The organism is Streptomyces sp. NPDC054765 (assembly GCF_053612065.1).
The window spans coordinates 1-17,175 of sequence record NZ_JBSHBP010000018.1; the positions used below are offsets into that span (position 1 = coordinate 1).

At 72.4% G+C, this 17,175-nt stretch carries 16 protein-coding genes; 13 read left to right on the forward strand and 3 right to left on the reverse strand.

Annotated features, from left to right (window positions below; genetic code table 11):
• Positions 1–57 precede the first annotated feature (57 nt).
• Both ACWGJY_RS14150 and ACWGJY_RS14155 read left to right on the forward strand, forming a co-directional pair.
• Entirely contained in the window at positions 58–669 is a 612-nt protein-coding gene (locus ACWGJY_RS14150) for a TetR/AcrR family transcriptional regulator (protein WP_453261069.1), read from the forward strand.
• Positions 670–829: 160 nt separating this feature from the next.
• The gene (locus ACWGJY_RS14155; protein ID WP_453261070.1) at positions 830–1,999 is read left to right on the forward strand and encodes an aminotransferase; all 1,170 of its coding nucleotides are present in this window, start codon (positions 830–832) and stop codon (positions 1,997–1,999) included.
• A 218-nt stretch (positions 2,000–2,217) separates the two neighbouring features.
• Here the strand turns inward: ACWGJY_RS14155 and ACWGJY_RS14160 are convergent, their stop codons facing one another.
• Positions 2,218–3,063 carry an aldo/keto reductase gene (locus tag ACWGJY_RS14160; protein WP_453261177.1) on the reverse strand — a complete coding sequence of 282 codons (846 nt, stop codon included), beginning with the start codon at positions 3,061–3,063 and terminating at the stop codon, positions 2,218–2,220.
• A 209-nt stretch (positions 3,064–3,272) separates the two neighbouring features.
• Here ACWGJY_RS14160 and ACWGJY_RS14165 point away from each other — a divergent pair, with 209 nt between their 5' ends.
• Positions 3,273–4,061: a sulfite exporter TauE/SafE family protein gene (locus ACWGJY_RS14165; RefSeq protein WP_453261071.1), complete on the forward strand. Its 789-nt coding sequence runs from the start codon at positions 3,273–3,275 to the stop codon at positions 4,059–4,061.
• Positions 4,062–4,338: 277 nt separating this feature from the next.
• Here ACWGJY_RS14165 and ACWGJY_RS14170 read toward each other — a convergent pair whose 3' ends face one another.
• Complete coding sequence (locus ACWGJY_RS14170; protein WP_453261072.1) at positions 4,339–4,716, reverse strand: cupin; 378 nt, start codon at positions 4,714–4,716, stop codon at positions 4,339–4,341.
• Positions 4,717–5,095: 379 nt separating this feature from the next.
• On the opposite strand from ACWGJY_RS14170, the gene cutA reads away from it, so the two are divergent.
• Positions 5,096–5,461 (forward strand): divalent-cation tolerance protein CutA, encoded by a 366-nt coding sequence (gene cutA / locus ACWGJY_RS14175; protein WP_453261073.1) that lies wholly within the window; start codon positions 5,096–5,098, stop codon positions 5,459–5,461.
• 1 nt (position 5,462) lies between these two features.
• Positions 5,463–6,518: a trypsin-like serine peptidase gene (locus ACWGJY_RS14180; RefSeq protein WP_453261074.1), complete on the forward strand. Its 1,056-nt coding sequence runs from the start codon at positions 5,463–5,465 to the stop codon at positions 6,516–6,518.
• A gap of 268 nt (positions 6,519–6,786) precedes the next feature.
• On the opposite strand, the gene ACWGJY_RS14185 is transcribed toward ACWGJY_RS14180, so the two are convergent.
• Positions 6,787–6,930, reverse strand: a complete 144-nt coding sequence (locus ACWGJY_RS14185) for a hypothetical protein (protein WP_453261075.1) — start codon at positions 6,928–6,930, stop codon at positions 6,787–6,789.
• A gap of 152 nt (positions 6,931–7,082) precedes the next feature.
• Here ACWGJY_RS14185 and ACWGJY_RS14190 point away from each other — a divergent pair, with 152 nt between their 5' ends.
• The 8 genes from ACWGJY_RS14190 to ACWGJY_RS14225 all read left to right on the forward strand — a co-directional run bounded on the left by ACWGJY_RS14190 (position 7,083) and on the right by ACWGJY_RS14225 (position 17,170).
• Positions 7,083–7,523, forward strand: a complete 441-nt coding sequence (locus ACWGJY_RS14190) for a gamma-glutamylcyclotransferase family protein (protein ID WP_453261076.1) — start codon at positions 7,083–7,085, stop codon at positions 7,521–7,523.
• A 212-nt stretch (positions 7,524–7,735) separates the two neighbouring features.
• Positions 7,736–8,761: an adenosine deaminase gene (locus ACWGJY_RS14195; protein ID WP_453261077.1), complete on the forward strand. Its 1,026-nt coding sequence runs from the start codon at positions 7,736–7,738 to the stop codon at positions 8,759–8,761.
• Positions 8,762–8,979: 218 nt separating this feature from the next.
• On the forward strand, positions 8,980–9,861 hold the full coding sequence (locus tag ACWGJY_RS14200) for a sirohydrochlorin chelatase (RefSeq protein WP_453261078.1): 882 nt from the start codon (positions 8,980–8,982) through the stop codon (positions 9,859–9,861).
• Positions 9,858–11,171 (forward strand): deoxyguanosinetriphosphate triphosphohydrolase, encoded by a 1,314-nt coding sequence (locus tag ACWGJY_RS14205; protein ID WP_453261079.1) that lies wholly within the window; start codon positions 9,858–9,860, stop codon positions 11,169–11,171. The genes ACWGJY_RS14200 and ACWGJY_RS14205 overlap by 4 nt, the downstream gene beginning before the upstream one ends.
• Positions 11,172–11,442: 271 nt before the next feature.
• A complete protein-coding gene (locus tag ACWGJY_RS14210) occupies positions 11,443–12,708 on the forward strand; it encodes an NAD(P)/FAD-dependent oxidoreductase (RefSeq protein ID WP_453261080.1) in 1,266 nt (421 codons plus the stop codon).
• Positions 12,709–12,717: 9 nt separating this feature from the next.
• Positions 12,718–13,764: a threo-3-hydroxy-L-aspartate ammonia-lyase gene (locus ACWGJY_RS14215; RefSeq protein ID WP_453261081.1), complete on the forward strand. Its 1,047-nt coding sequence runs from the start codon at positions 12,718–12,720 to the stop codon at positions 13,762–13,764.
• 133 nt (positions 13,765–13,897) lie between these two features.
• Positions 13,898–15,814: a DNA primase gene (gene dnaG / locus ACWGJY_RS14220; protein ID WP_453261082.1), complete on the forward strand. Its 1,917-nt coding sequence runs from the start codon at positions 13,898–13,900 to the stop codon at positions 15,812–15,814.
• A gap of 105 nt (positions 15,815–15,919) precedes the next feature.
• On the forward strand, positions 15,920–17,170 hold the full coding sequence (locus ACWGJY_RS14225; protein ID WP_453261083.1) for an RNA polymerase sigma factor: 1,251 nt from the start codon (positions 15,920–15,922) through the stop codon (positions 17,168–17,170).
• Positions 17,171–17,175: the final 5 nt, after the last annotated feature.

A 17,175-nucleotide genomic window follows, 5' to 3' on the forward strand; every position in this document is an offset into this window, starting at 1 on the left:
GCTGTACTAAAATCACCCTAGCACGGTGTACTAGTACACCGTGCTAGGGTGATTTTCGTGAACACGAGCGCGCATACGAGCAGGCGGGAAGAGATCCTCGCCGCGGCCGTCCGGCTGGCGTACGAGCAAGGCGTCGGAACGTTGAGCGTCCGGTCCGTCGCAGCCGCGGCCGGCGTCGGGGCGAGCACCTTGCGGCACTACTTCCCGTCCCAGGCCGACCTCTATCTGGCGGTCGCGAGCCGGCTCGTCACCAACGTTCTCAGCGACCTCGACATCGCCGATGACAGCCGCGATCCGGCCGCCCGCCTGTACGACTGCCTCGCGCAGTTCGTGCCGTCCGACGAGCAGGCGTCGGCGCTGACAGGCTGGGCCGAGCTGGCCCGGCTGGCCCTCGGCGGCGACGCGGGAGTCGTGGAGATCCTCAAGACCGGGCGCCGGGCCTCGGAGGAGGTGCTGCTCCGCTGGTTCGGCGTGCTCGCCGATCAGGGGCATGTCGCCCCGGCCGACGTCGACGCTCACGTCACGCGCCTTCTCACCCTGATCGACGGACTCAACCTCGACCTGTCCCTCTTCCCCGACCGCGTCGATCTGGCCGCGGCGAGAACGGCACTCCGCTGGTTCGCCGAGCGCATCGTTTCCCCCTGCGTGAAATCCTGCCCGGTGAGATAGTGCGGATCGACACCTTTCTCCACCGGTCTTACTGACGAGGATCGGCGAAGACAGCCCTTCGCGCGGTTCGCGGCCTCACACTGGCGTCGTTGCTGAGCGGACACGTCAACGCCGGTCGAAATCAACCGTGTTGCGACCGGAGTACCAAAGGAGTGCCGACATGCAACTCAGCCCGCGAACCGTGCACGAAATCGATTCGCCGATGGGAGCGACGTACGCCCTGCTGACGGGTCGCAGCGGTGAGCGTGCGCTGCTCGATCTGGCCCAAGCCGCACCGAGCTATCCTCCCGCGATCGAGATGATCGAGCACGTCGCCAAGGTCGCGCACGAGCCGAATGGTGCTGCCTACGTGCCGAGCCCCGGGCTGCCCCGGCTGCGGGAGGCCTTCGCGGCCGACCTCAACCGCGGTTACCGGAGTCGGATAGGGCCCGATCAGATGGTCGTCACCGCAGGATGTAATCAGGCATTTTGCCTGGTCGCTCAGGCGCTCGCCGAGCCAGGTGACGAGATCATCGAAGCCCTGCCCTACTACTTCAACTACGACATGTGGCTGCGCATGAATGGCGTCGTGCCGCGATACCTGGAGCCCGGGTCTGATCTCGTGCCCACCCCGAAGGCGGCCGAAGCGCTCATCACGTCGCGCACCAGGGCGATCGTGCTGGTCACCCCGGGCAACCCGAGCGGCGTCAGCATTCCGCCGGATGTGCTCGCGGGTTTCTACGAGTTGGCGAAGCAGCACGATATCGCGCTGATCCTGGACGAGACCTACCGCTCGTTCCGCGACACCGCGCAACCGGCGCACGAGCTGTTCACCGACCCCAATTGGGGGCAAACCCTGGTAAGTCTGCACAGTTTTTCCAAGGACCTCGCGATGCCCGGCTACCGGGTGGGCGCGGTCGTCGCTTCGCCCGAGTTGAACCGCGAGGTGATGAAGTCGCTCGACTGCGTGGCGATCTGCCCGCCACGAGTCGGACAGGAGGCCGCCTGGGCCGGGCTGACCTCGGCCCAGGAATGGCGAGCTGCGCGCGCGCACGAGGTCACGGACAAGCGACGTTGGCTGGAAACCGTGCTGGCCGGCCGGCCGGGCGGTTTCGAGCTGCTGAGCTGCGGAGGGTTCTTCGGCTGGATCCGCCACCCCTTTGCCGAGCGCAGCACAGATGAGGTCGTGCGCGACCTCATCACCCGCTACGACACGCTCGTCATTTCAGGCACCGCCTTCCTGCCCGACGACCGCCAGGTATTCCGGGTCAGTTTCGGCAACGTCGACCAGGCCGGACTCACTGAATTCGCCGAGCGGCTTCAACTCATGGCCAAGGATCACCGTGGCTGACCCAGAACTTCGCGCGCAGCAGCCACATGGCTCCGATCCGGTGAGCCCGAGAGGGTGTCCGGTGCCGTTTTAGCCACCTGCAGCGTCTCTCGTCGACGTGCACCGGGTCGCGGAGAGCCGGGGCGCACGCCTGCCCGTGCCGGACCACGACCCCGACGTGAGCGGCACGGGCGGCGAAGGGAGGTGTGGCGAGGTGCGGGACGCTCCCGGGCGGCGGGCTACGCCAGCGCCTCAAGGTGCGCCAAGTCCTCCTCCGTGAGGCAGATATGGGCCGCGGCCAGATTCTCATCGAGATGCGCGGCCGAGCCCGTACCGGGAGTGGGCAGCAGCACGGGGGAGCGGTGCAGCAGCCAGGCCAGCGCGATCTGCCCGGTGGTCGCTCCGTGCCGGGCGGCGACCGCCGTGCGCGCCTCGCCCGCGGCGTCGGCCAGCGCACCGTGCCCCAGCGGGAACCACGGCAGAAATGCCGTGCCCCGCCGCTCGCAGAGCTCCAGTACGTCCTGCGCCGCGCGGTCCGTCAGGTTGTAGCGGTTCTGCACGGACGCGATGGGGGTGATGTCCTGTGCCTGCGCCAGCTCGTCCGCGCCGATGGAATCCAGCCCGATGTGCCGGATCTTTCCGGCCTGTTGGAGCTCCCGCAGCGCGCCCAGCTGGTCGGCCATCGGCACGTCCGGGTCCAGCCGGTGCAGCTGGTAGAGGTCGATGGTGCCGGTGCGCAGCCGGCGCAGGCTCGCCTCGCATGCGGCGCGCAGCTGCTCCGGGCGCCCCGCGAGGTGCCAGACGTCCGGGCCGGTACGCACCACCCCGCCCTTCGTCGCGATCACCAGCCCCGCCGGATACGGGTGCAGGGCGCGCGCCACCAGTTCCTCCGCCGCGTCCGGGCCGTAGTTGTCGGCGGTGTCGATCAGCGTGACCCCGCGCTCCACGGCCCGGCGCAGCAGCGCGACGGAACGCTGGGGATCGTCGTGCCGCGGCCCCCAGTAGCCGGGGCCGACGAGCCCGCCGGTCCCGAACCCCAGCCGCCGTACGGGCAGATCTCCACCGATCGGAAAGACGGTGTCCACGGTCACGGCTTCACGGCTCCACGGCTCCACGGCTCCACGGCTCCACGGCTCCACGGCTCCACAGCTCCACAGCTCCACAGCTCCACAGCTCCACGGCTTCACAGCTCCACGGCTTCACGACTCCACAGCTCCACAGCTCCACGGCTTCACGGTTTCGGTCTTCATGAAATCCGGACCCTAGAGGGTCGCGCCGTTCATAAGATCAACCGGTGCCTCCTGATATATCGCTGTTCACCCTGACCCTGCTCTGCCTGGCCGCCCTCGCGGCGGGCTGGATCGACGCCGTGGTGGGCGGTGGCGGTCTGCTGCTGCTCCCCGCCCTGCTGGTCGGCCTGCCGCACACCCCCGTCGCATATGTCCTCGGGACCAACAAGTCCACCGCCATCGCGGGCACCACCGCGGCCGCGGTCACCTACGTCCGCAAGGCCCCGATCGATGTGCGGACCGCGCTGCGCATCGGCCTCGCCGCGATGGCCGGTTCGCTGAGCGGGGCGTTCTTCGCGGCCGGTATCCACAGCGAGGTGCTGCGCCCGCTGATCATGGCCGTTCTGCTGGGGGTGCTCGCCTTCGTCCTCTTCCGGCCGGCCTTCGGGACCGCCCCCGCGCCCTCGGGGCCGGTCTCCCGCAAGCGCGTGGTGGCGGCCATCCTCGTCGCCGGCCTGGGCATCGGCTTCTACGACGGGCTGGTCGGGCCGGGGACCGGTGCGTTCCTCGTCATCGCGCTCACCGCGATCCTGCACATGGACCTGGTCGCGTCCTCGGCCACCGCCAAGGTCGTCAACGTCTGCACCAACATCGGCGCGCTGGCGATGTTCGCGATCCAGGGCACCGTGCTGTGGCAGCTCGGTGCCCTGCTCGCGCTGTTCAACCTCGTCGGCGGCATGGTGGGCGCCAGGATGGCCCTCAAGCGCGGCACCGGCTTCGTGCGGGGCGTGCTGGTGGTCGTGGTCATCGCGCTCTTGTGCAAGCTGGCGTACGACCAGTGGCTGGCGGTCTGATCCGCGGCCGGCCGGTTCTGCCCGGGGGGCGCCCCGCTCGGAACCGGCAGTGGCACCTCCGGAGGAAGGGTGCCGTATAAGGGCGCCGTACAGAGGGCGTGCAGCGCGACTCCGGCCGCACCGACGGGGCTCGGCCCCACCGACGGGGCTCGGCCCCACCGCCGGGGCTCGGCCGCATCTTCCGGAAGCCTTCGTCCGTGGACTGGTCAGGTTCATCCGCGGATCGGCCATATGCCGGAGAATCCGTAAGATTCAGAAAAGTGTGAAGTCTCGGAAATTACCCTGCTGCCACCTCATCCCGGACCGCCCCCGCGCTCGCCGTGGGGCGCGCCCCCGCCGCGATCTCCGTGACGGCCGTCAGCAGTACCGCCGAGTCCTCGACCGCCAGCAGGCCGTGCCGCTCGCGCGGGTCGGCGACCTGGCCGGCCGTCAGTTCCCGGCCGCCGCCGGCCCCGGTCACCCGTACCCGGCCGTGCAGTACCTGCAGGCTTGCCGCCGGGGGCGCGTTGTGTTCGTCCAGCGCCGCGCCCGCGACCAGCGCGATCACGGTCTGCCGCAGCGGGCCGTCGTGCAGGAAGAGCCGGGCGCTGCGCCCGTGAGCGGAGTTTCTGGCCTCGTCGAGCTGCTGGCGGGCGAGCGCATCGAGATCGTCCATGATGCTGGCCTTTCGCGTGCGGACCGGCGGCTGGGCTCCCCCTCCATCGTTGCCGGTGCGCGGGGGGACGCAACCGGGGGCCGGGCCCGCCGCCCCCTCCGGCCCTGTTGCCGGCCCCGCTGCCGGCCCCATTGCCCACGTCGTCCGCCACGTCGTCCGCCGCGTCGACCGCCGCGTCGTCCGCCCCCGCCGCTCCGTCGTCCGCGGCTGCGAGCGGGACGGCGTCCGGGTAAATACCGCCCCGGAGCGGGCCCGTCACTTACGGGATGATCATCTCGGTCCGTACGATGCGGTGCGGTCCTGTGCCCCCGGTCAGGCCTGCTTGACCGATGCGGCCCCACCGCTCCGCCCGTCCCCCCACCGCGAAGGATGCGCAAACGTGGCCGACCCGACTGCCCCGAACCAGCCACCCGACCCCGCCGGGCGGCCGGCCCGATTCCTGACCGTCATGACGACCACCGACAGCGAAGCCAAGGCAGGGCAACTGGCGCGCGGTGCGATCGAGGCCAGGCTCGCCGCCTGTGCGCAGGTCAGTGCGCCGGTGACCTCGGTGTTCCGCTGGGACAACGCGATCGAGACCGGCCAGGAGTGGCAGGTGCTGTTCAAGACGGCCGAGGCACGCTACGAGGCGCTGGAGGCCTATCCCCTGCAGGCGCACGACTACGACGCCCCCGAGATCATCGCCACCCCGGTCACCCGTGGTGGCGCCGGCTATCTGTCCTGGGTCGCAAAGGAGACGAGCTGACGTGCAGCGAGACAACACCGGCCGCGACGGTATGACACGCGTCGAGCAGGCCCGGCCCGGCCGGCGGACGTGGCGGAGGGCCACGACGGCCGTACTCGGCATGGCGGTGTGCCTGGCCGCCGCGCCCGTCGGCCACGCGGTCGACGACATGCGGCGCGAGGCACCGAGCGCCGGCAAGCCCAGCCCGTCCCCCGGCCCCGCCTGGACCAGCCGCGACGCCGCCGCCTACTGGACGGCCGACCGGATGGCGGCCGCCGCACCTGCCGGGGGTGACGCCGCGGCCGCAGCCGACGCGCCGGCGGCCGGGGCGGAGACCGCCACCCCGCCCGCCGGGCCGTCGACCCGGTCCGCCGCCGCGCCCGCGGCCCGGTCCGCCGCCACCGCACGGCACTTCGGCGGCGTTCCGTCCGTCGGCGTGCTGTTCTCCGTCGACGGGGACACCAAGGCGCACCACTGCACCGCCAGCGTGGTGCACAGTCCGCACGGCAATCTGATCCTCACCGCCGGGCACTGCAATCCGGGGAGCCGTGCCGCCTTTGTCCCGCAGTATCGTTCCGGCGCGGGCACCCAGCCGTACGGGGTGTGGGCGATCGAGGACACCTTCGCCTACCCCGGCCGTGGCACCACCGGCTCCGGGGCGGACCTCGATTTCGCCTTCGCCACCGTCGCCCCTGACGAGGACGGTCACCCCGTCGAGCAGACCACCGGCGGCAACACCCTCTCCCCGACGCCCGGTTACACCAACGACGTCACCGTCGTCGGCTACCCGAGCGTCCGCCACGACCCCCAGGACCGGGCCGTACGCTGTGCCACCCGCACCAGCCGGCTGACCGGCACCCGTGAACTCCGCATGGAGTGCGGCGGGTTCTTCGGCGGCACCTCCGGCAGCCCCTGGCTGGCCGACTTCGACGAGGAGAGCGGGACCGGCCGGGTCATCGGGCTGATCGGCGGCCTCAACGGCGGCGGCCCCAAGGGCCCGGAGAACAGCCGCATTTCCTACAGCCCGTACTTCGGGACGAAGGTGCTCGACCTCTACTCCCGCGCGTCACAGACCTGATCCGAGGGTGGCCGGAGTGTGACCGGAGGGGACGGAGGCGCTGATGCAGCGCCTCCGTCACCCCGTTCTCGTGCGGCCCGAGGGCCTTCTCGCGGCCATCATCAGCGGCGACGTGACGGCGCTGGGAGCGTGGCCGGACGAACGGCACGGCCCCGGAACCTTCATGGGCCTGTTCCGCACCCCGGGGTACTTCGAACCCGGCTTGACCGCTTGGGCGGTCCCTCGGCGGCCCCGTCCGTGCGCTGCCCCCGCAGCGCATGGGCGGGGGCTACCGCGCGCCCTGGTGCTCGCCCTCGCCGCGGTCGCGCACGTAGGTGCCCCGCTGCGGCACGGTGTGGACGTACCCGAGTTCCCGCACCGCACGACGGGCGGTGTCCCGGGCCACCGGGCCACGCCCCATCGCTGAATCCATGAGGACTCCGAGGAGATCGGACGGTCTGGTCGTGACCCGGCGGTGGTCGTGACCGGCGTCGCAGGCTGCGACGTCCACCGTGCCGTGATGGTTGCACCGGCGGCCTGGCATCGTGGCAGAGGAAGCACCCCGTCCCGGAGAGGAAGCGCCACATGACCACCGTGCCCGAGCGTCTGCCGTTCTTCGTCTACGGAACGCTGCGCCCCGGCGAGGCCAACCACGCCCGGTCCCTGCGCGGCCGGACCGCCGCCGAGGAACCGGCCCGTATCGGCGGCGCGCTGCTCTACGCCGGCCCCGGATACCCCTACGCCACGGCCGGGCCCGCCGACGCCGTGGTGCACGGCGCCCTCGTCCTGCCCCGCGCCGCCGACTACGACGAGGTGTGCGCCACGCTGGACCGGCTGGAGGACTACACCCCCGGCGACCCGCGGAACGTCTACGAGCGGGTGCGCACCGAGGCCGTGTGCGCGGACGGCAGAACCGTGGAGGCCTGGGTCTATCTGGCGGCCCCGCCCCTCGCCGCCCGGCTGCGCGCCACCGGCACCCCCTTCGAGGGCGGCGACTGGCTGACCTCGGGGAGGGCGGCGGGCTGAACACCGCCGCCCCGGGACGGCCGCTGCCGGACCCGCCCCGGGACAGCCGGTGCCGGACCCGCCCCGGAGAGAACGGCGCCGGCGCCGCCCCGGAAGACCAGCACCGGACCCGCCCAGGGTGCCGCCGCGGCATCGGACCCCGCCCCGGATAGCCTGGACGACTCCGCCCCGGCGGAGACCCTTCCCGTTACCGCAGAACAGGTGTGACCCGCGTGGCTTCCTCCCCGTCCTCCCCCTCCGCCGCAACCGCCTCCGCGCCGCTGCCCAAGGCGGAGCTGCATCTGCACATCGAGGGCACTCTGGAGCCCGAGCTGGCCTTCGCGCTCGCCGCGCGCAACGGCGTCACGCTGCCGTACGCCACCGAGGACGAGCTGCGCCGCGCCTACTCCTTCGCCGATCTGCAGTCCTTCCTGAACCTCTACTACGCGCTGATGGCCGTGCTGCGCACCGAGGACGACTTCGCCGACCTCGCCCACGCCTATCTCGCCCGCGCCAGGGAACAGGGCGTACGGCACGCCGAGATCTTCTTCGACCCGCAGGCGCACACCGCGCGGGGCGTCCCGATCGGCACGGTCATCAACGGCCTGGCCCGCGCGCTGGACGGTGCCCAGCAGACCTACGGCATCAGCACCCGCCTGATCATGTGCTTCCTGCGCGACGAGAGCGCCGAATCCGCCCTGACGACCTTCGAGGCGGCCCGCCCGCACCTGGACCGGATCACCGCCGTCGGCCTGGACTCGGCCGAGGTCGGGCACCCGCCGTCGAAGTTCCGGGAGGTCTTCGCGCTGGCCCGGGAGGCCGGGCTCAAGTGCGTGGCGCACGCGGGGGAGGAGGGGCCCCCGGCCTATGTGTGGGAGGCCCTGGACGTGCTCGGCGTGGACCGGATCGACCACGGTGTGCGCTCCCTGGAGGACGAGCGGCTGGTGGCCCGCCTGGTGGCCGATCAGGTGCCGCTCACCGTCTGCCCGCTGTCCAACGTCCGGCTGCGGGTCATCGACGACCTCGCCGACCACCCGCTGCCCGCGATGCTGGACGCCGGACTGCTGGTGACCGTCAACTCCGACGACCCCGCCTACTTCGGCGGCTACGCGGACGACAACTTCACCGCCGTACGCGACGCCCTCGGCCTCGATGCGGAGACCCTGCGCACGCTCGCCCGTAACTCCTTCCGCGCCTCTTTCCTCGACGAGGCGACCCGCGCGGAGTATCTGAAGGAACTGGACGCGCACCAGGCATGAGGACCGCCTGAGGACCGCCTGCCTGAGGACCGCCTGCCGCCCGCCTGAGGACCTCAAGGCGGGCGGCAGGCCCAGGCCCCCAAAGCGGGCGGCAGGGAGGTGAGTTCGCCCCCTGCCGCCCGTCCTTACCGTGCGGCGGCCTCCGGTGCGGGCCGCAGGGAACACGAAGTTCGCCGCGGGGAAACGACGCCGCAACGCCCGGCTGCCACGCTCACGCCATGACGGCGCCGCTATCGCACCCGACCTCCCCGCCCTTGGCCCCCCTCGGCACGGGAGACCTCGCCGCCGAGATCGGTGCACAGCTCAGCGCACAGCTCAGCCGGGTCCGGCTGCACGGCTTCTGCCACCCGGCACCACCCGCCCCCGCCCTCGTCGCGGTGGCCCACGGCAGCCGCGACCCCCGCGCCCTGCCCACCGTCCGGGCACTGCTCGACCGGGTCCGTGCGCTGCGCCCCGGCCTGCCCGTACGGCTCGGGCACCTTGACCTGAACCGGCCGCTGCTCGCCGACACCCTCGCCGAGCTGCGCGGCGAGGCCGTCCTCGTCCCGCTGCTCTTCGGCCGCGGCCACCACGTCACCCACGACCTGCCCGCCGCACTGGCCGCCGCACCCCACCTGACCGGCCGGACCGCCGGACCCCTCGGACCACACACCCTCCTCGCAAAGGCGCTGCACGGCCGCCTGGTGGAAGCGGGATTCCCCGCAGGCCGCGGCCCGCGCACCGCCGTGGTCCTGGCCGCGGCCGGCTCCCGGGCCCCGCGGTCCGTCCAGGACACCGAACGCACCGCACAGCTGCTCTCGGCCCGGCTCGGCGGCACCCCCGTCCTCCCCGGCTACGCCTCGGCCGCCGCCCCCACCGTCGCCGACGCGGTCCGTGCGCTGGCCGCGCGCGGCCACGACCGGATCGCCGTCGCCGGCTGCTTCACCGCCCCCGGACGCTTCGCCGCCGCGTGCGCGGCCACCGCCCCCGGGCCCGCCGCCGCGCCCCTGGGCGACCACCCCGCACTGGCCCGTCTCGTACTGCACCGCTACGACCAGGCGCTGCTTGCGCGTACCGGATCCGACCCCGGGAGCACCAGGGCGGCTACCGTCGCGGTATGACGGGCACCTCACCGACCATCCCCGGTTACACCACGGCCGATACCGAGCGCTGGGTCACCGAGCCCGACAAACGGCCGGGACGCACCGCCTTCCAGCGCGACCGCGCCCGGGTGCTGCACTCCGCCGCGCTGCGCCGGCTGGCGGGCAAGACCCAGGTCGTCACCCCGGGCGCGCACACCCCCGCCTGGGACGCCAGCCCGCGCACCCGCCTGACCCACTCCCTGGAGTGCGCCCAGGTCGGCCGGGAGCTGGGCGCCGCCCTCGGCTGCGACCCGGACCTGGTTGAGACCGCCTGCCTGGCACACGATCTCGGCCACCCGCCCTTCGGGCACAACGGCGAGCAGACGCTCAACGAGGTCGCCGCGCCCTGCGGCGGCTTCGAGGGCAACGCCCAGTCGCTGCGGCTGCTGGCCCGTCTGGAGCCCAAGCGGTTCGTGCCCGCCCCGGACGGCTCGGCGGTCAGCGTCGGCCTGAACCTCAGCCGTGCCGCCCTCGACGCGGCCACCAAGTACCCCTGGCCGCGCGGCGCCCACCCCAGCGACCCCGGGTCCCCGAAGTTCGGGGTCTACGAGGACGACCTGCCGGTCTTCGGGTGGCTCCGGCAGGGCGCCCCCGAGGGGGCACAGAGCTTCGAGGCCCAGGTCATGGACTGGTCCGACGATGTGGCGTACTCGGTGCACGACGTCGAGGACGGCCTGCACGCCGGACATCTGGACCCCAACCTCCTGCTCGCCGACGCCGAGCGCGCCGAGATCTTCGCGGTCGCCGGGGAGCGCTATGCGCCCGGCGCCGGACAGGGGGAGCTGGCTGCGGCGCTGGACCGCCTGCTGGAACAGCAGTGGTGGCCGCACGGCTACGACGGCTCCGCGCTCGCGCAGGCCCGCCTCAAGGACGCCACCAGCCAGCTGATCGGCCGCTTCTGCCTCGCCGCCGAGGCCGCGACCCGGGCCCGGTGGGGGAGCGGGCGGCTCACCCGCTACGGAGCCGAGCTGGTGGTTCCGGCCGAAACGCGGCTGGAATGCGCCGTTCTGAAAGCCGTCGCCGACCGGTTCGTCATGCAGCGCCCCGACCAGGAAGCGCTCCGTGCCGACCAGCGCATCGTCATCGCCGAACTGGCCGAGGCGCTGCTCGCCCGCGCCCCCGACGGCCTTGACCCGCAGTTCCGTTCACTGTTCGACGCGGCCCCCGACGACACCGCACGGATGCGCGCCGTCATCGACCAGATCGCGGCCCTGACCGACACTTCGGCCCGTTCTCTGCACGCCCGTCTCACCCGGCACCCCGGTCACACCACGGGCCGCCGGGGGTGACCCTGGGGGGAAGCCCCTCTTCCCCCCTCACGCTCCGTGCGGGACGCTCGGACCCGGCCGTTTTCGAACGGAGCACCCTGACATCGGTGAACAGAGACCCTGACCGCGGAGAAACTCTGACCGCAAAGAACCCTGACCACCGCGCACGGGACACCCGTTCAGCAGCGAACGGGAACCCGGGCGCACCGCAGGCATCAACGGGGGAGAGCAGACCGGGGGGCGTTTACGGACGCGGACGCGGACGTACGGCACCGCAACGAGGAGGAAGCAAGTGGTCGACGCACACCAGACGTTCGTCATCGTCGGGGGTGGCCTGGCCGGCGCAAAAGCCGCGGAGACTCTCCGCGCCGAAGGGTTCACCGGCCGGGTGATCCTCATCTGCGACGAGCGCGACCACCCCTACGAGCGCCCCCCGCTCTCCAAGGGGTTCCTGCTCGGGAAGGAAGAGCGCGACAGCGTCTTCGTCCATGAGCCCGCCTGGTACGCCCGGAACCAGATCGAACTGCACCTGGGCCAGCCCGCCGTCCATCTGGACCCCGCGGCCAGGACCGTCCGCCTCGGCGACGGCACCCTGATCGCCTACGACAAGCTGCTGCTGGCCACCGGCGCCGAACCGCGCCGCCTGGACATCCCCGGCACCGGCCTGGCCGGCGTGCACCACCTGCGCCGCCTCGCGCACGCGGAGCGGCTGCGCGGTGTCCTGGCCTCGCTCGGCCGCGACAACGGACACCTCGTCATCGCCGGCGCCGGCTGGATCGGCCTGGAGGTCGCCGCCGCGGCACGCTCCTACGGCGCCGAGGTCACCGTCGTCGAGGCCGCCCCGACCCCGCTGCACGGCATCCTGGGCCCCGAACTCGGCGGCCTGTTCACCGACCTGCACCGCGCACACGGCGTCCGCTTCCATTTCGGCGCCCGCTTCACCGAGATCGTCGGACAGGACGGGATGGTGCTCGCCGTGCGCACCGACGACGGCGAGGAACACCCCGCCCACGACGTGCTCGCCGCGATCGGCGCCGCCCCGCGCACCGCACTCGCCGAACAGGCCGGGCTGGACCTCGCCGACCCGGCGGCCGGCGGCGGGGTGGCCGTCGACGCGGCGCTGCGCACCTCCGACCCGTACGTCTACGCCGCCGGTGACGTCGCCGCCGCCGACCACCCCCTCCTGGACACCCGTCTGCGCGTCGAGCACTGGGCCAACGCCCTCAACGGCGGCCCGGCCGCCGCGCGCGCGATGCTGGGCCAGGACATCAGCTACGACCGCATCCCGTACTTCTTCTCCGACCAGTACGACGTCGGCATGGAGTACTCCGGCTACGCCCCGCCCGGCTCCTACGCCCAGGTCGTCTGCCGCGGCGACGTCGCCAGACGGGAGTTCATCGCCTTCTGGCTCGGCGCGGACGGCCGGCTGCTCGCGGGGATGAACGTCAACGTCTGGGACGTGGCCGAATCCATCCAGCAACTGATCCGCGGCGGAGCCCGGTTGGCACCCGAGGCGCTGGCCGATCCGGAGGTTCCGCTGTCCTCGCTGCTCCCGTAGCGTGCGCCCATGACGCAGAACCCCAACGGTCCCACCGGATCCACCGGATCCACCGGGCCCACCGGATCCACCGGATCCACCGGCCCCGGCAAAGCCGGCGTCCCGGTCGTCACGCTCGACGACGTCCGGGACGCCGCCCGGCGGCTGGCGGGCGTGGCACACCGCACGCCCGTGCTGCGCTCCCGCACCCTCGACGCGCTGGCCGGCGCCGAGATCTTCCTCAAGTGCGAGAACTTCCAGCGGGCCGGCGCCTTCAAGTTCCGCGGCGCCTACAACGCCGTCTCCCGGCTCTCCCCGGAACAACTGGCCCGCGGGGTCGCCGCCTACTCCTCCGGCAACCACGCCCAGGCCGTCGCCCTGGCCGCCCGGGAACTGGGCAGCCATGCCGTCATCGTCATGCCCGAGGACGCCCCGGCGTCCAAGACGGACGCCACCGCCGGCTACGGCGCCGAGATCGTCCGCTACGACCGCTACACCGAAGACCGCGCCGCCCTCGGCCGGCAGCTCGCCGAGGAGCGCGGCCTCGCCCTGATCCCGCCGTACGAGCATCCGCACATCATCGCCGGCCAGGGCACCGCGGCCCTGGAGCTGATCGAGGAGACCGGCCCGCTCGACGCGCTGCTGACACCGGTCGGCGGTGGCGGGCTGATGGCCGGCTCGGCCACCGCCGCCACCGCGCTGGTCCCCGGCATCCGCATGATCGGCGTGGAGCCGGAGGCCGGCGACGACACCCGGCGCTCACTGGCCGCCGGCCACCGCGTCACCATCCCGGTCCCGCGCACCATCGCCGACGGCCAGGCCATCGACACCCCCGGCGAGCTGACCTTCGCCGTCAACCGCCACCTCCTCGACTCCGTCGTCCTGGTCAGCGACGACGAGATCCGCGCGGCCATGAAGCTGGCCTTCGAACGCCTCAAGATCGTCACCGAACCCAGCGGCGCCAGCGCCCTGGCCGCCCTGCTCGCCGGCCGCATCGCCCCCCTGCCGCCCCGCGTCGGCGTGATCGTCTCGGGCGGCAACGTGGGACTGGAACGGTTCCTGGAGCTGCTGGGCTGACCGGGGAGGCCGGCCGGGGCGAGGGAGCCCCACGGCGCTCGCCGACGGCTCCCCCAGGGGCTGCCCGACCGGAGCCGTCGGCGCGCACGGACGCGCGGCCAGGACTGTCCGACCCCGGCCGTAGAATTCACGCGTGGCAGGCAGGATCAACGATGACGATGTGAAGGCGGTACGGGACGCGGTCCCGATCGACGCCGTCGTGTCCGAGTACCTCCAGCTCCGCAACGCCGGCGGTGGCAACCTCAAGGGCCTGTGCCCCTTCCACGACGAGAAGTCCCCGTCCTTCCACGTCAGCCCCGCCAAGGGTCTCTATCACTGCTTCGGCTGCCAGGAGGGCGGCGACACCGTCGACTTCATCATGAAGCTCGACCACCTCTCCTTCGCCGAGACCATCGAACGGCTTGCCTCCCAGGCCGGCATCACCCTGCGCTACGAAGAAGGCGGCTACACCCCCGGCCGCCAGCAGGGCGAGCGCACCCGCCTGGTGGAGGCCCACAAGGCCGCCGCCCAGTTCTACGTTGAGCAGCTGGACGGCCCCGAGGCCGAGATCGCCCGCAAGTTCCTCGCCGAGCGCGGCTTCGACCAGGCCGCCGCCCAGCATTTCGGCGTCGGCTACAGCCCGGCCGGCTGGGACCACCTCACCCGCTTTCTGCGCGGCCGCGGCTTCAGCGACCAGGAGCTGGTCCTCTCCGGTCTCTCCCAGGAGGGCCGCCGCGGCCCCATCGACCGCTTCCGCGGCCGCCTGATGTGGCCGATCCGCGATATCGCCGGCGAGGTCGTCGGCTTCGGTGCCCGCAAGCTCCGCGACGACGACAACGGCCCCAAGTACCTCAACACCCCCGAGACGCCCCTCTACCGCAAGTCCCAGGTTCTCTACGGCATCGACCTCGCCAAGAAGGAGATCGCCAAGACCAACCGCGCGGTCGTCGTCGAGGGCTACACGGACGTCATGGCCTGCCATCTCGCCGGCGTCACCACCGCCATCGCCACCTGCGGTACGTCCTTCGGCGAGGGCCACATCAAGATCCTCCGCCGCCTGCTGATGGACAACTCCGGCTCCGAGGTCGTCTTCACCTTCGACGGCGACGCCGCAGGCCAGAAGGCCGCCCTGCGCGCTTTCGAGGACGACCAGAAGTTCGCCGCCGAGACCTCCATCGCCATCACCCCCGGCGGAATGGACCCCTGCGACCTGCGGCTCGCCAAGGGCGATGCGGCCGTCGCCGATCTCGTCGAGGCCCGCACCCCGCTCTTCGAGTTCGCGCTGCGCCATGTCGTCTCCCGGCACAACCTCGACACCACCGTCGGCCGCGCCGCCGCCCTCGACGAAGCCGCCCCCATCGTCGCCCACATCAAGAACAGCTCCATCCAGCACGAATCCGCCGTCCAGCTCGCCGGCATGCTCGGCATCCTGGACACCCAGTTCGTCGTCCGCCGGGTCAGCCAGCTCGCCCGCTGGGCCCGCGAGCGCGGCCGTGACGGCGGCCCCGACCAGGGCCGCCGGCCGCACCGCGGACAGCCCCCGGCCGCCGAGCAGGCCCGCCCCGCCCCCGGCCCGCGCGGCCCGGCGCTCAATCTCCGCAGCCCCGCCCACCGCGTCGAGCGAGAGCTCCTCAAGCTCGCGCTGCAGCGCCCCGACCTGGTCTCCCCGGCCTTCGACGCCTACGGGGCCGACGAGTTCACCGCCCCGCCCTACGCCGTGGTCCGCCAGTGCGTCGAGGACGCCGGCGGCACCGCGGCCGGCGCCGCCGACAGCGCGTACATCCCCCGGGTACGGGAAGCGGCCCCCGACGACACCGTCCGCGCCATGGTCACCGAGCTCGCCGTCGAACCGCTGCACACCCGCCGTGACCCCGACGAGGCCTACGCCGGCGTCCAGTTGGTCGCCGTCCGCCTCGCCGCCGTCAACCACCGCGTCACCGAAATCCGCGGCACCCTCCAGCGCCTCGGCCCCCGCGCCGACCCCGAACACCTCGCCGCCGTACAGAACGAACTCTGGGTCCTCCAGCAGTACGGCCAGTCCCTGCGCGAACGCGGCCACGCCGCCCTGTAGCGCCCCCGGGACTCCCCGCGGTAGCCGTCCGGTCACGGACCGGACTCAAAAAGTGCTCGCACGCCCCTCGTGGAGGGAGTGTGTCGTACTCCACACTGAGAAGCGGTGCCTGAGTCCTCGGAGCGCGGCGGGCCCGGTCGCACCGCGCCGGAATCCCCCGCGGAACCGCTCGTGACGTACGGGACGGACAGCGGCTCGGCCGCAACCGTGCCCGACCACCTTTCTGCCGCCTCAGCAGCGATCACCCTGGAGGTCGCCCCCGTGCAGACCCAGACCCTCGCCGACGCGCCGACCGTTGCAGAACCGGCCACGGACCCGGCCACGGACCCCGACACCGAGCCGGCCCCGGAAGCGCTCACCGTGCCGCAGCAGGCCGAACCACCCGCCGCGGAGATGCTCATCGAGGCGATCACCCCGGAACGTGCGCAGCGCCCCGAGACGGGCGGCCCGTCCTCCGACCTCTTCCGCCAGTACCTCCGCGAGATCGGCCGGATCCCGCTGCTCACCGCCGCCGAGGAAGTCGAACTCGCCCGCCGCGTCGAAGCCGGTCTCTTCGCCGAGGAGAAGCTCACCAACGCCCCCGACCTCTCCTCCCGACTCGCCTTCGATCTCGACAAGTTGGTGGTCCTGGGCCGGATGGCCAAGCGCCGCCTGATCGAGGCCAACCTGCGCCTGGTGGTCTCCGTCGCCAAGCGCTACGTCGGCCGCGGGCTGACCATGCTCGACCTCGTCCAGGAGGGAAACCTCGGGCTGATCCGTGCCGTCGAGAAGTTCGACTACGCCCGCGGCTACAAGTTCTCCACCTACGCCACCTGGTGGATCCGCCAGGCGATGTCCCGCGCGCTGGCCGACCAGGCCCGCACCATCCGTGTCCCGGTCCATGTCGTCGAGCTGATCAACCGCGTGGTGCGGGTCCAGCGCCGGATGCTCCAGGAACGCGGCCACGAACCGACGCCCGAGGAGGTCGCCACGCACCTCGACCTGACCGGGGAACGCGTCAGCGAGGTGCTGCGGCTGGCCCAGGAGCCGGTCTCGCTGCACGCCCCGGTCGGCGAGGAGGAGGACGTCGCCCTCGGCGACCTCATCGAGGACGGCGACGCCGCCTCACCCGTCGAATCCGCCGCGTTCCTGCTGCTCCGCGAGCATCTCGACGCGGTCCTGTCCACCCTCGGCGAGCGCGAACGCAAGGTCGTCCAGCTCCGCTACGGCCTCGCCGACGGACGCCCCCGCACCCTGGAGGAGATCGGCCGGATCTTCGGCGTCACCCGCGAGCGGATACGGCAGATCGAGTCCAAGACCCTGGGCAAACTCCGCGACCACGCCTTCGCCGACCAGCTCCGCGGCTACCTCGACTGAGGCCG

What these genes read in the sequence shown, in the direction of transcription:
- ACWGJY_RS14155 (WP_453261070.1), top strand. Translation starts at nt 830, where the DNA reads ATGCAACTCAGCCCGCGAACCGTGCACGAAATCGATTCGCCGATGGGA.
- ACWGJY_RS14190 (WP_453261076.1), top strand. Translation starts at nt 7,083, where the DNA reads ATGACCACCGTGCCCGAGCGTCTGCCGTTCTTCGTCTACGGAACGCTG.
- ACWGJY_RS14185 (WP_453261075.1), bottom strand. Translation starts at nt 6,930, where the DNA reads ATGGATTCAGCGATGGGGCGTGGCCCGGTGGCCCGGGACACCGCCCGT.
- ACWGJY_RS14215 (WP_453261081.1), top strand. Translation starts at nt 12,718, where the DNA reads ATGACGCAGAACCCCAACGGTCCCACCGGATCCACCGGATCCACCGGG.
- ACWGJY_RS14200 (WP_453261078.1), top strand. Translation starts at nt 8,980, where the DNA reads ATGACGGCGCCGCTATCGCACCCGACCTCCCCGCCCTTGGCCCCCCTC.
- ACWGJY_RS14170 (WP_453261072.1), bottom strand. Translation starts at nt 4,716, where the DNA reads ATGGACGATCTCGATGCGCTCGCCCGCCAGCAGCTCGACGAGGCCAGA.
- ACWGJY_RS14205 (WP_453261079.1), top strand. Translation starts at nt 9,858, where the DNA reads ATGACGGGCACCTCACCGACCATCCCCGGTTACACCACGGCCGATACC.